Annotated in this window: 10 protein-coding genes; 2 read left to right on the top strand and 8 right to left on the bottom strand. The window is 72.5% G+C overall.

The window, feature by feature from the left end:
• Positions 1-51: 51 nt before the first annotated feature.
• The 7 genes from ACZ3YO_RS29290 to ACZ3YO_RS29260 form a co-directional block, all read right to left on the bottom strand.
• Entirely contained in the window at positions 52-1,023 is a 972-nt protein-coding gene (locus ACZ3YO_RS29290; protein ID WP_465575115.1) for an NAD(P)-dependent alcohol dehydrogenase, read from the bottom strand.
• Between the two features lie 206 nt (positions 1,024-1,229).
• The gene (locus tag ACZ3YO_RS29285) at positions 1,230-2,141 is read right to left on the bottom strand and encodes a phytoene/squalene synthase family protein (RefSeq protein ID WP_465575111.1); all 912 of its coding nucleotides are present in this window, start codon (positions 2,139-2,141) and stop codon (positions 1,230-1,232) included.
• 101 nt (positions 2,142-2,242) lie between these two features.
• Entirely contained in the window at positions 2,243-3,277 is a 1,035-nt protein-coding gene (locus ACZ3YO_RS29280) for a 3-oxoacyl-ACP synthase III family protein (protein ID WP_465575109.1), read from the bottom strand.
• The gene (locus ACZ3YO_RS29275) at positions 3,274-3,927 is read right to left on the bottom strand and encodes an SRPBCC family protein (protein ID WP_396323301.1); all 654 of its coding nucleotides are present in this window, start codon (positions 3,925-3,927) and stop codon (positions 3,274-3,276) included. Before ACZ3YO_RS29275 ends, ACZ3YO_RS29280 begins: the two co-directional genes overlap by 4 nt.
• Positions 3,899-5,608, bottom strand: a complete 1,710-nt coding sequence (locus tag ACZ3YO_RS29270) for a thiamine pyrophosphate-binding protein (RefSeq protein WP_465575103.1) — start codon at positions 5,606-5,608, stop codon at positions 3,899-3,901. The genes ACZ3YO_RS29275 and ACZ3YO_RS29270 overlap by 29 nt, the downstream gene beginning before the upstream one ends.
• Positions 5,605-6,600: a GlxA family transcriptional regulator gene (locus ACZ3YO_RS29265; RefSeq protein WP_465575100.1), complete on the bottom strand. Its 996-nt coding sequence runs from the start codon at positions 6,598-6,600 to the stop codon at positions 5,605-5,607. Before ACZ3YO_RS29265 ends, ACZ3YO_RS29270 begins: the two co-directional genes overlap by 4 nt.
• Before the next feature lie 342 nt (positions 6,601-6,942).
• Positions 6,943-7,446, bottom strand: a complete 504-nt coding sequence (locus ACZ3YO_RS29260) for an Lrp/AsnC family transcriptional regulator (RefSeq protein ID WP_396323309.1) — start codon at positions 7,444-7,446, stop codon at positions 6,943-6,945.
• A gap of 180 nt (positions 7,447-7,626) precedes the next feature.
• Between ACZ3YO_RS29260 and ACZ3YO_RS29255 the strand changes: the two genes are divergently transcribed.
• Positions 7,627-9,336, top strand: coding sequence for a PLP-dependent aminotransferase family protein (locus tag ACZ3YO_RS29255; RefSeq protein ID WP_465575097.1), 1,710 nt, complete (start codon positions 7,627-7,629; stop codon positions 9,334-9,336).
• Positions 9,337-9,399: 63 nt separating this feature from the next.
• Here the strand turns inward: ACZ3YO_RS29255 and ACZ3YO_RS29250 are convergent, their stop codons facing one another.
• Entirely contained in the window at positions 9,400-10,323 is a 924-nt protein-coding gene (locus ACZ3YO_RS29250; RefSeq protein ID WP_465575094.1) for a ketopantoate reductase family protein, read from the bottom strand.
• Positions 10,324-10,558: 235 nt separating this feature from the next.
• On the opposite strand from ACZ3YO_RS29250, the gene ACZ3YO_RS29245 reads away from it, so the two are divergent.
• The gene (locus tag ACZ3YO_RS29245) at positions 10,559-12,685 is read left to right on the top strand and encodes a SpoIIE family protein phosphatase (RefSeq protein WP_465575091.1); all 2,127 of its coding nucleotides are present in this window, start codon (positions 10,559-10,561) and stop codon (positions 12,683-12,685) included.
• The last annotated feature ends 12 nt before the right edge of the window (positions 12,686-12,697 follow it).

Raw genomic sequence — 12,697 nt, 5'->3', positions numbered from 1 at the left:
CGCGCTGCGGGGGCCGGTCGGGGCGGGGTAGGAGCCGGCAGGCCGCGGACCTCAGGGCAGCAGGATCAACTTGCCCGTCATACGCCCACTCCGGCTGAGCAGGTGGGCCTCCTCGGCGGCGGTGAGCGGCAGGGTCCGCGCGATCGCCACCCGGAGCCGGCGGTCGGCCACCGCCGCCACCAGCGGTGCCAGCCGCCGGCCGGTGGGCCTGCCCAGGATGCCCCTGGAGCGCGACGGCGCCACGAGCATCTGCACGAGGGCTGCGGGGTCGTCGCCCGCCACCATGATGTGGCGCCCTCCCGACGACAGGAGGGCCCGGCAGCCGGCACCGGAGTAACCGCCGACGCAGTCGATGACGAGATGGAAGGGAGCATGGGCCCGGGCCTGGACCAGCGCGTCGCCCCGGCCGTAGTCGAGGACCGCGTCGGCGCCCAGCCCCCCGACCAGGTCCGCGTTCTTCGCCGAACAGACGCCGACCACGAACGCGTCCTCCGACTTGGCGATCTGCACGGCGAGTTGGCCCACGGCGCCGGAGGCACCCAGCACCAGCACGCGGCGGTCGGCGGTGCTCTCCCGGCGGATGCGGCCCAGGTCCACCACCGCCATCCGGGCGGTCACGCCGCTCACCGGCAGGGCGGCGGCCACGGCGATGTCGACCGAGTCGGGGACGGGGCACAGCTGGTCCTCGCGCACCACCACGGTGTCGGCGTAGGAGCCGCGTTGCCCCCGGGAGAAGTCGGTCCCGCCCACCACCCGGTCGCCCGGTGAGAAGCCCACGACCCCCGGGCCGACGGCGTCGACCACCCCGGCGAAGTCCACCCCCACGACCACCGGTGGCTTCGGCCCCAGCAGACGGGCGGCCTGCCGCAGCGGGCCGTGGCTGCGCATCTTCCAGTCCACCGGGTTGACCCCGACGGCCTGGACACCGACCCGGACCTCACCCTTGCGCGGCTCGGGCGTGGGCAGCTCCACGAGCTCCAACCGCTCCCCGGCCTTCCAGGTGCGCTGCGCCATGGCTTTCATGACTCTGTAGCGTACGGCGGCGGGCGGCCGGCCGGGGAGCGTCATCGCGCAGGTTTCTTCCGGCGGACCCGGTGAGGAACCGGGGAAGGCCCCCGCGCACCGCACCGCCCGCGCCGCACCGCACCGCCCGCGCCGCGCCGCACCGCCCGCACCGCACCGCACCGCCCGCACCGCACCGCCCGAAGCGACCCGCGCGATGGTGACGTTCAGCGCCTGACGCGGCGCGCCCGCAGGTATTCGAGGCCGAGCAGGCGAAGGGCGGCGAGCTTGGGCGGGCCGGCCGAGCGGCGCAGCAGGGCGGGGATGTCGGCGCGGGCGGCGGCGCTGGTCAGTTCGTCCAGGCCGATCATGCAGCGGACCATGGGCCGGTGGGCGGGCGGGATGAGGCCGACGACGGCGCGGCCCTCGGCGAGGGTGCGGTCGACCCGGTCGAGTTGGTCGGTGATCAGCGCCCGGATGCCCGCGAGGTTGCGGGCCTGTTCCAGGTCGGCGCGGGTGACCTCGTGCCGGTTCAGGGTCTGCTCGGGGATCGTCAGGCGGTCGTCGGCCAGGTCCTCGGCGAGGTCGCTGACGAAGTCGAGTTGTTGGCTGGCGTCGATGAAGGTGCGACAGGCGGCACGGTAGGCCGTCTGGTCTCCGTCCGGGCCGAGCAGGGTGGCGACGACCATGAACGCGGGCAGCGAGTAGGCGTCCACGTAGTGCTGGTAGTCGGCCTCGGTGGCGAACCCGGCGAAGTCGAGGTCGGCGCCTGCCCCGGCGAGGTGCTCCAGCGCGCGGTCGCGCAGGGCGGGGTGCGCGGCGACGGTGTTCAGCAGCGGACGCAGTTCGGGGTTGTCCGTCCCCCCGCTGGCAAGGCTGTCGGCGACCTCCTGCTCCCAGCGCGAGTACGCGGCTTTCCGCTGCTCGCGCGGCCCGCTGTCGAGCAGGGTGTCGGTGCGGTGCATGTGGGCGGTGGCCGCGATCACGTGCGGCACGAGCCGTGCCGGCAGGAGGAGATCGGCGGCCAGCACGGCCTCCCGCTTGTACTGCGTGACCCGCCGGCGCTGCCGGCTGTAGTCGTCGCGCAGTCCCGGGTCGTCGATCCCGGCCGCGTCCAGCGCGCTCTCCCAGCTGCCCACTCGTGTTCGCCCTCTCCTTGGTCGATGTCCCCGAGCCTAGACGCCGGGGGACATCGTCCGAGCAGGAGGCCGTGATGCTCGCGTTGCCGCGTCGGCAGCCCTTACCGGCCGAGTGGGCCGGTGCCGCCGGTGTTCCAGCGGATCGCGGCCGCGCCGGCGTAGTCGCCCGCGTGGGCGAAGCCGCCCAGTACCACGAGGTCGCCCTCCTTGACCCGTCCTGAACGGATGGCGTGGTCGAGGGTGATGGGGATCGCCGCGCCGAACAGGTTGCCGCAGCTGTCGAAGGTGTCGGGGTGGCGGTGCGGCGGCAGCCGCAGTTGCTCTCGCCAGTTGCGCAGGAACGTGCGGTTGGGCTGGTTGGTCACCAGCAGGTCGATCTCGCCGGTGGTGACCCCGAGCCGTCGGCACAGCGCGGTGACCACCTCCGGCACCAGGCGGTTGCCGCGTTCGAGGACCTTGGCGGTGGTGGCCTCGGTGAAGCCGATCCGCAGCTGGGACTCGCCCGGCTCCCAGTACTTGCGACCGTCATCGAGGACGGCCTTCATGTCGCCGCCGTGGCCAGCGATGTGGCGAGTCGTCAGATCCAGGACCGGAGAGCCCTCCGATGTGGTGACGTACCCCACCCCGCAGCCGTCCCCGGGGATCGCGGCCTGGGCGAGCCGGCGCACGTCGGGCTGGGTGAACAGCTGGCCGGCGGCGCTCTGCGCGTTGCAGATCAGCGCGGTCCTGGCGTCGGTGGTGGTGAGGATCTGCCGGGCCAGTTCGAGCATGTGGACGAAGGAGGCGCACCCGGCGTTGGCCACGTCGATCAGCCACTGCGGTTTCAGTCCCAGCCGGCGTGCCACCTCGGTCCCGGCGCCCACGAACGGCGAGTCCGGAAGCTGACTGTGCATCAGCAGGACGTCCACGGAGCGGATCTCGCCTGGCCCGTGCCGCTCGATCAGGGGCGCGACCGCGCGCTCGACCATGTCGACGTTGGTCTCGCCCGCGGCCACGTGGTGCCGCATCGGGGGAATCCTGAACATGGGGTTGTCGCGGAGCCTGTCCTCCGCGCCGGGGTACTCGGTGTAGAACTCGGCGGGGACCGGTTCGCCGGGAAGGTAGCCGGCGACGTCCGTGAGGCTGACCGTGGTCACCGCACCACCGCCGTGGTGGGGGAGGAGCAGACCGGCAGGCCGTTGCGGTGGCGGTGTTCCAGGATCGCCTTGAGGTTGCCCATCTCCACCGTGTGGCCGGCGTAGAAGAGGTCCCAGTAGTCGCCCACCCACGGGCGGTCGGCCCGCGGGGCCAGTCCGGGGTGGGGGTTGGCGTCGTAGTACGGGTGCCGGCAGTTGGTCCAGGTGATCACGGAGCCGGGCTTGCCGAGCACCGACCGGGCAGGCAGGACGCGCATCAGGTACACCATCCAGAGCTCGTCGCCCTGGTCCCAGGAGCAGTGGAAGTCCACCGTCATGGCCTCGGCGTTGGTCTCCACCCTGCAGAAGATCCGGGTCTGCTCCTCCAGGCGGTCGTCACCGACCCAGAGCCCCGGGGTCCCGGTGGGGCCGAAGTTCCGCAGGCTGTACGTCCATTCCTCCAGGTGGTGGCCCTGCCTCAGGTACTCGTACGCCTGCTCCGGCGGGCAGGCGACGTACTCCTGGATCGTGCAGTACTTCCCGTAGACCTCGCCGTGTGGGTAGGCGGGCCGGGTCAGTTCCGCACAGCGGGCCGTCAGCTGCTCCAGGTCGGTGTTCTCGACCCTGGTGAGGCCGGGAATGTCAGCCAACACGGACTGGTCCGCGCTCATGGGAGGTCTCCTCGTTCTGGGCCGGCTCCCGGCCGGCGATGTTCAGGAAGGGAAGGAACGGCGGTATCTCGGCAGGATCGAAATCCAGCGTGACGAAGGCGGGACCGTTGCTCGCGTTGCTCCGCAGCAGTGCCCGTCGCAACTGCGCACCGTCCTCGGCCCGGGTCACGTCCAGGCCGGGGAACATGCCGGCCACGCCCCTGGCGATGTCCGCCGGGCGGAACAGGTTGCCGGGGTGCACGGCCCCGAGGAACAGCTGCTCACGAGTGGCGCACATGGCGTGGGCATTGTTGTTGAAGATCACGAAGGTGACGGGCGCGGCGTGCTCGACCGCGGTGTGGACCTCCATGCCGTGCATGAAGAACGCGCCGTCACCGGCGATCACGTACGTGCGCCGCCCGGTGGCCAGCGCCGCGCCGATGCCGGCACCGAAGGTGTAGCCCATGCCGCCCATGCCGACCGCCACCACGAAGCGGCCCTGGCGCGGGGCGGGGAGCAGGTGGATCGCGCTGGCCCCGGCGTTCCCGGCGTCCACGAAGACGTGTGCGTCCGTGGGCAGCGCGGCCTCGACCGAGGCCACGGCCGCGGCGTAGGAACCGGCCGCGGGGTGGGAACCGGCCGGGGCGTGCGGGGTCGGCAGAGGGGAGGGGCCGGCATGTGCGGGGGCCGGGTGCCGGCCGGGAGCGAGCCGGGCGGCGAGCGCGTGAAGGGTGTCCCGCAGGTCGCCGCTCAGGGAGATCCCGGGCACGAACGGCGCCTCGGGATCGATGCAGATCACCGGCGTCCCGGCCAGCGCCTGCTCCAGGCCGCCGCGGGCGAGGGCCGGCAGCCGGGTGCCCACCAGCAGGCAGGCGTCGGCCCGCCGAAGGCACTCTGCCACGTTCTCATGACCCATCACCCCGGCCACCCCGGCGAACCGGGCGTCCCGGTTGTCGAACACGTCCTTGGCGTCCGGGGTGACGGCCACCCAGGCACCGAGCCGGCCTGCCACGTCGGCCAGCTCGGCCCGGGCGTCGGCCGAGGCCACGCCCTCACCGGCAATGACCAGGACGCGTTGCGCGCGGCGAAGGACGTCCACCGTGAGGTCCGGGAGGTGGGGTTCCGTACGGACCGGCGGGGTGGCCGGCAGCGGCTCCCGGAGCTCCACCGGTGCCCGCTGCACGTCCTTGGGCAGCAGGAGCACGACCGGGCCCTTGGGATCGGTCTGGGCCACCGCGACTGCCCGGGACAGCAGCTCCGGGAACGAGTCCGGGTCGTCGACCCGGGCGCAGTACCGGGTCACGGGGGTGAACAGCTCCCGGGCGTCGATGGAACCCGCCCTGCCGCTGGAGTCCTGGAACGCTCCGAAACCCTCCTGCTCGGTGGGCGGTTGTCCCACGATCGCCAGCATCGGCACCCGCGAGGCGTACGCCTCCGCCAGCCCCGGCACCAGATTCACCGCTCCACCGCCCGAGGTCACGGCGACGACGCCGAGGCGCCCGGTGGTCCGGGCCTGGCCGTCCGCCATGGTGGCGGCGGAGAACTCGTGCTTGGCCACGACGGTGCGGATCACGTCGCCGGTGGCGTGCAGGGCGTCGTAGAGGTCCTCGATGTTCGCGCCGCCGACACCGAACACGTGCCTGACGCCGGACTCGGCCAGCTCCCTCGCGAGGTGGTCGACGAGCCGGACCACGGCGGTCATGCGGTGCTCCTGTCGGACGGGCCCGGCCCGACGATGCGGCCGGCCGGTGAGGCGGTCTGGAAGCGTTGGCGGTATTCCTTCGGGGTCAGTTCCAGGGCTCGGCCGAAGGAGCGGAAGAACGTCTCGGGGGCCGGGAAGCCGCAGCGCCGGGCGATCTGGGTGACCGGGAGATCGGTGGACTCCAGAAGCTTGCGGGCCCGGGCGATGCGCATCTGGTCGATGTACTGGCCCGGGGGTGTCCCCACCTCGCGCCGGAACACCCGGGCGAAGTTCCGCACGCTCATGTTGGCGCGCTCGGCGATCTCGGGCACGGGCAGTGGCTGTTCGAGGTGCGAGAGAATCCACTCCTGCGCGGCGCGGATCGGCGCGCGATCGGCGAGTTGCGCCTCCAGGACCGTGCTGAACTGCGACTGCCCGCCGTTGCGCTTGAAGAACAGGACCAGGAACCGCGCCACGTCCAGCGCGAAGGCCGCACCGTGGTCGGCCTCCACCAGGGACAGGGCCATGTCTATCCCGGTGGACACTCCGGCCGAGGTGACGAAGGAGCCGTCCCAGACGAAGATCGGCTCGCGGTCCACCGTCACGTCCGGGTACCGCTGGGCCATCTCCTCGCAGAAGGCCCAGTGGGTCGTGGCGCGCCTCCCCGTGAGAAGGCCCGCCTCGGCGAGCAGGAACGCCCCGCCGCACACCGAGGTGACCCGGCGCGACCGGGCCGCCGCCCGGCGGATCCAGACGATTAACTCCCGGTCCGCCAAGGCCTCCTTGAGGCTCCATCCGCCCGGGACGAGGAGGGTGTCGATCGGGCCGTCCCCCGTGGCGAGCGGCTCGGCCGCGATCACCATACCCGAGCAGGTCCGCACGAGCGGTGCGTCGGGGGAGACGAACTCGGTCCGATACCGGACACCCCCCTCGGGGAGCATGCGGTTCACGGTGTCGAACACCTCGATCGGACCCGCTATGTCCAGTGCCTGTGCACCGGGATAGACCAACACCACAACTCGTCGCTGATGCACAGTCACAGCCTGTATCCGGCACGGAACGGCGGCAATGACGGTCTACTGACGAATTCGGCCATCGGCCCGTCGCCGGGGGCCGGGGACCGGCACTGACCAGCTCCGTTCACGGAGAACGACGGCCGGGTGTGAAGTGGATCACGGTGGGGGCGGGTCGGCGGGAGTCGCAGCCGCATCCGCGGGCACTTCCGCAGCCCGTCGGCTCCCGAACCGAGCGGGACCAGGACGGCCCGCTCCGGACAGCGGTTTCCGAAGGTCGTCGCCCCACGGGACCGCCTCGGACGTGACCGGCGGGCGGTGGATCACCCGGCCGTCGGCGGCTCAGGTGGTGGCCGACGCCGGGTCTCCCAGGTAGCGGCGGCCGGCTATCTGCTCGAAGATCAGGTTGGTCCGGGTCTGTGCGACCGCCGGGTGGGTGGTCAGGTTGTCCACGACGAAGTCGCGCAGGCCCTCGGGGCCGGCGACGCCGACGTGGAGCAGGTAGTCGTCGGATCCCGCCATGTGGAACACGGCCAGGACGCCGGGCAGGTCGGGGGCGGTGCTGCGGAAGCTCTCGTTCTGCTCACGGGTGTGGGCCCGGAGCCGGACGGAGATCATCGCCTGCAGCGGCAGGCCGATCGCGGCGGGGTCGACGTCCGCCCGGAATCCGCGGATGATCCCGCGCTCCTGCAGTGCGCGCACCCGGGCCAGGCAGGTGGAGGGGGCGATGCCCACCGCCTCGGCGAGCGCGTTGTTCGGCATGCGGGCGTTGTCGGCCAGGGTGCGCATGATCGCCCGGTCCACGTCGTCGATGGGCGCCCTCCGGGCCTGCGGATTATTCGGCATGCCGGGCAGGATTCCAGCTGTTCCCGTCGATTCGCAAGACATTTCGCGGTCATACCGAATGATGTTCGGAAGATCTTCCGCTCGGCTCCGCGAAGTTCCATCCTGGCCGCGGGCGGCGAACGCCCCTCCGCCGTTCCCCGCCCGTGGACCGGCCCGCACCGACCCCGGAGTGCCGCGTCCATGAGCCCCACCGCCACCTTCGCCACCATCGCCGCCGAGACGGCGGAGACGGCCGGGACAGATGCGACCGCCGTGACCGCCGCGGCCGCCGGCACCGTCGTCGACCCGGGGGCGGAGCTGGACGGCCGCGACTTCGAGCTCCCCGCGAGCGGGTTGGACGACGACCGGCGGCTGCGTGCCCTCGACACGGTGGACGAGTACCTGTCGAGGAAGCGCCGGCACCTGGTGGGCTACCAGGCCACCCAGGACATGCAGGGCTGCGCGCTGGACCTGGCCCGGTTCATGCCGAACAACATCAACAACCTCGGCGACCCGTTCCAGAGCGGCGGCTACAAGCCGAACACCAAGGTCGTCGAGCGCGCGGTGCTCGACTACTACGCGGCACTGTGGAACGCCGAGCGGCCGCACGACCCCGCCGACCCCGAGTCGTACTGGGGCTACATGCTGTCCATGGGCTCGACCGAGGGCAACATGTACGCGCTCTGGAACGCCCGGGACTACCTGAGCGGCAAGGCGCTGATCCAGCCGCCAGCGGCCCCGTTCGACGCCCTGCGGTACGTCCAGGCCGCGCCCGACCGGCACAACCCCAATGCCCACCGCCCGGTGGCGTTCTACTCCGAGGACACCCACTACTCCTTCGCCAAGGCGGTGCGGGTGCTCGGCGTGGAGACCTTCCACGCGGTCGGCCTGGAGAAGTACGCGGACGAGTGCCCGCTGGTCGACCCCGACACGGGCCGCCGTGAGTGGCCCACCGAGGTGCCCTCCCGCCCCGGCCCCTCGGGCCGGTCCTGGGACGGGCCGGGCGAGATCGACATCGACGCCCTCGCCGTGCTGGTCGAGTTCTTCGCCGCGAACGGGCACCCGGTCTTCCTCAACCTCAACCTCGGCAGCACCTTCAAGGGCGCCCACGACGACGTCCGGAAGGTCTGCGAGCGCCTGCTGCCGATCTTCGAGCGGCACGGTCTGATCCAGCGCCAGGTGACCTACGGCACGGACCCGCGGACCGGTGAGCCGCTGGTCGACCTGCGCCGGGGTTTCTGGATCCACGTGGACGGCGCCCTCGGCGCCGGCTACGCGCCGTTCCTGAGAATGGCCTCCCAGGACCCGGCGTACGGCTGGACCCCCGAAGTGGAGCTGCCCGAATACGACTTCGGCCTCAGGCTGCCCACCACGGAGTTCGGCGACCTCGACATGGTCTCCTCCATCGCCATGAGCGGCCACAAGTGGCCCGGTGCGCCGTGGCCCTGCGGCATCTACATGACGAAGGTCAAGTACCAGATCTCGCCCCCGTCCCAGCCGGACTACATAGGCGCGCCGGACACCACCTTCGCGGGCTCCAGGAACGGGTTCTCCCCGCTGGTCATCTGGGACCACCTGTCCCGGCACTCCTACCAGGACCAGGTGGACCGGATCCGCAGCGCCCAGGAGCTGGCCGGCTACCTGGAGCGGCGCCTGAGGGCCATGGAGCAGGAGACGGGCGTCGAGCTCTGGCCGGCCCGCACCCCGGGCGCCGTCACGGTGCGCTTCCGCAAGCCCAGCCCCGAGCTGGTGGCGAAGTGGTCGTTGTCATCCCAGGACGTGCTGATGGTGCCGGGCGACGAGTCCACCCGCCGCAGCTACGTGCACGTCTTCCTGATGCCCTCGGTCGACCGCGCGAAGCTGGACGCCCTGTTGGCCGAGCTGGCCGAGGACCCCGCCCTGCGCGCGTAGGTCCCCGGCCGGCTCCGGTGCGATGACGCCCGGCCGTGGTCGGTCACGCCGGCCCGGCGGAGCTCAGCCGGTCGACAGCTCCGCCACCAGCCGCGTCGTCAGCGGCACCCGGATGCCGTGCCGTTCGGCCGCCCGCAGCAGGGCTCCGCCGATCGCGTCGAGCTCCAGCGGGCGGCCCGCCTCGGCGTCGCGCTGCATGGACGACCTGCTGTCGGCCGGGAACGTGTCATAGCGCGCCAGGACGTCGGCGACCGCCGTCCGGCCTCCGCAGGCCCGGCTGACCGCCACGGTTTCCTCCACCAGGGCCGTCAGCTCGTGCCGCCGCTCGGACCGGACGGCGCCGATGGGCAGCCGGTGGCGGGTGGTGAGCAGGGCGAAGGGGGCCAGGAACGCGAGCTTCCCCCAGAGGACTCGGTCCTCGTCCGGCATGACGCGGGTCGTCACCCGTGCACCCTCGAAGAGTGCGGCGAGCGGCGCCAACGGCTCCGGCCGGCCGGCCAGGTCGATCTCGACGAACGGGCTGCCGTGGTCGATGACGCCCGGCGCGGTGCGGGTCGATTCCACGCGGACCACGGCGGGGACGACGCGTTCGCCCCCGTAGCGCGCCCGGAGGGCCTGCGTGTGCTCGACGCCGTTGAGCAGGGGCACCACCGCGCCGTTCGCCAGCCACTGCGGCGGGAGGCGGTCGAGTGCGGCGTCGAGTGCCGTGTTCTTGACCGTCACCAGGCACAGGTCGACGGGCTCGCGCAGGACGTCGTCGGCCTCCACCGCCGCGGTGAACTCGCCGAACTGCCTGCTGCGGACGCGGATGCCGTCCCGGCGCAGCGGGCCGGCGGTCTCCTCGCGGGCGAGGCAGATCACGCGGTGCCCCGCACGGGAGAGCAGTGCGGCGAGCAGGCCGCCGACTCCTCCGGGGCCGAGCACGGCGATGGTCGGACGGGTCGGGAAGGGGGCGGATTCGATGGTGCGCTGTCCGGATCCGGACATGGCTGGGTTCCTCTCAGCTTGCGGGTCGACACCCGGAATGGGTTGTCGCCCTGGGCCCTGCGTGATCATCTCCGCGGGTCCGCGGCCGAGTCAATGCCCTCGGGGGGCGTCCGTCACACGTCGTCCGTCCGTACCGCGGCGGGCTCCGTCGGCTTCCTGGCGGTGGACACGACCTGCACTATGGAAGGAAGGCGGTGGGTCCACCGTCGGCTCGAACGAGAGTGCTGTTATGGGCATGTCGCGGGATGGGGTGCCGCAGCCCGGACACGAGGCTGCCGAGGCGGTGGCCGGGCGCGGCCTGGAGGTGGCCGCGCAGATCCTGCGATCGGTGCCGGACAGGCTGGGCGCCCACTCCGGCGGTCTCTACCTGCTGTCGGAGGACCAGCAGGTGCTCGAACTGGTCATGACGTTCGGAGCGGCCCGGCAGTTCACCAGGCCGTGGCAGCACATCGGCATGACCGCGCCGATTCCGGTGGTCGACGCCGTGCGCAGCGGCCAGGCCGTCTGGGTCGGCGGTGCGGAGGATATGGCCCGACGCTACCCCAGGGTCGCGGTCGCCATGCCGTACGCGTTCGGCCTCGGGGCGGCGCCGCTCGTCACGCGCAGGACCACGTACGGCGCCGTCTTCGGCATCTGGCCCGCCGCCCACCCCGCCGAGCTGTCCCCCCGCGAACGCGACCTGCTCGACGCGCTCGCGCTGCGCCTGGCCGAGCTGCTGGCGGAGGCGGCCAGGGCGGGCCGTCCGATCAGGCCGTCCCCCCGCGCCGCGACGGCGGAGAACCGGTCCGCCGACCCCCTGACCATGGTGGCGGCGCGACTGCCGGAGGGCATCTGCGGCATCGACCTGGACGGCCGGCTGGCGGCGGTCACGCCGGCCGCCGCCGAACTGCTCGGCGCGCCGGTGGAGCGGCTGCTGGGCGTCCGGCTGTGGACGGCGCTGCCCTGGCTGCGCGATCCGGTGTACGAGTACCACTACCGGGCAGCGGTGATCGGCGGGGCGGCCACCTCGTTCGTCGCCATGCGGCCGCCGGACCGGTGGCTGTCGTTCCAGCTCTACCCGGACGCCACCGGAGTCACCGCGCGGATCGCCGCCGCCGACGCCTCGCTGTACGAGCACACCGAGGCACCCGCCGAACAGGCGGTGCACACGCGGCCCGGAGCCCTCTACCACCTCCTGCACCTCGCCAGCGCGCTGACCGAGGCCATCAGCGTGCAGGACGTGGTGAGCATGGTCGCCGAGCAGATCCTGCCGGCCTTCGGCGGCCGGGCCGTCGCGGTCCTGATGGCCGAGGGCGGACGTCTGCGCCTCGCCGGTCATCGCGGCTATCCGGCCGGCCTGGTCGACCAGTTCGACGGCACCCGGCTGACGGAGCCCACGCCCGGTGTCCAGGCGTCGACCAACTCCGTGCCGGCCTTCTTCGAGACCCGTGCGGAGCTGGAGCGGCTCTACCCGGACCGCCACGAGACGCAGGACGGGATGTCCGCCTGGGCCTATCTGCCCCTGGTGACCTCGCGCCGGCTGCTCGGCACCTGCGTGATGGCGTTCGACGAACCGCACCGCTTCGACGTCGAGGAGCGCGCCGTCCTCACCGCGCTCGGCGGCCTGATCGCCCAGGCCCTGGACCGTGCCCGGCTGTACGACACCAAGCTCGTGCTCGCCCACGGTCTCCAGGAGAGCCTGCTGCCCCGTGCGCTGCCGGTCGTACGGAACCTGGAGATCAGCGCGCGCTACCTGCCGGCCACCGAGGGCATGGACGTCGGAGGCGACTTCTACGACCTCATCGGGGTGGGGCCCGACACGGTGGCCGTCGTCATCGGTGACGTCCAGGGTCACAACGTCCACGCCGCCGCGCTGATGGGCCAGGTCCGCACCGCCGTCCGTGCCTTCGCCGCGGCCGATGCCGATCCGAGTACCGTGCTCGCGCGCACCAACCGCCTGCTGGCCGACCTGGACACGGCCCTGCTGGCCAGCTGCGCCTACCTCTGCGTCGATCTCGAACGCCGCGAGGCCTGGCTGGCCAATGCCGGGCACCCCGTGCCCCTGCGGTACGGCCCTGACGGCCGGGCGGAGGCACTGGAGTCGCCCGGTGGCATGGTGCTCAACGTCGACCCCGATGCGGAGTACCCGCAGATCCGCATCGACCTGCCGATCGGCACCACCCTGGTCCTGTACACCGACGGCCTCGTCGACAGGCCCGGCATCGACCTCGACCAGGCGATGGCCGGTCTCGTCGACACGCTGGCCCGGCACGGCCGCGAACCCCTGGACCGCCTGGCCGATGCGCTGATCGGCCAGGCCGGGCAGTCGGAGCACCGCACCGACGACATCGCGCTGCTGCTGGTCCGCTCCGTCCCCGGGTGAACGGACGGGTCC

The sequence above is a fragment of the Kitasatospora sp. NPDC022785 genome, assembly GCF_055561295.1.
Note: the sequence above shows the minus strand (reverse complement) of the source record. Positions and strands in the feature narration are given on the sequence as shown.

What these genes read in the sequence shown, in the direction of transcription:
- ACZ3YO_RS29290 (WP_465575115.1), bottom strand. Translation starts at nt 1,023, where the DNA reads ATGAAAGCCATGGCGCAGCGCACCTGGAAGGCCGGGGAGCGGTTGGAG.
- ACZ3YO_RS29275 (WP_396323301.1), bottom strand. Translation starts at nt 3,927, where the DNA reads ATGAGCGCGGACCAGTCCGTGTTGGCTGACATTCCCGGCCTCACCAGG.
- ACZ3YO_RS29270 (WP_465575103.1), bottom strand. Translation starts at nt 5,608, where the DNA reads ATGACCGCCGTGGTCCGGCTCGTCGACCACCTCGCGAGGGAGCTGGCC.
- ACZ3YO_RS29260 (WP_396323309.1), bottom strand. Translation starts at nt 7,446, where the DNA reads ATGCCGAATAATCCGCAGGCCCGGAGGGCGCCCATCGACGACGTGGAC.
- ACZ3YO_RS29255 (WP_465575097.1), top strand. Translation starts at nt 7,627, where the DNA reads ATGAGCCCCACCGCCACCTTCGCCACCATCGCCGCCGAGACGGCGGAG.
- ACZ3YO_RS29250 (WP_465575094.1), bottom strand. Translation starts at nt 10,323, where the DNA reads ATGTCCGGATCCGGACAGCGCACCATCGAATCCGCCCCCTTCCCGACC.
- ACZ3YO_RS29245 (WP_465575091.1), top strand. Translation starts at nt 10,559, where the DNA reads ATGTCGCGGGATGGGGTGCCGCAGCCCGGACACGAGGCTGCCGAGGCG.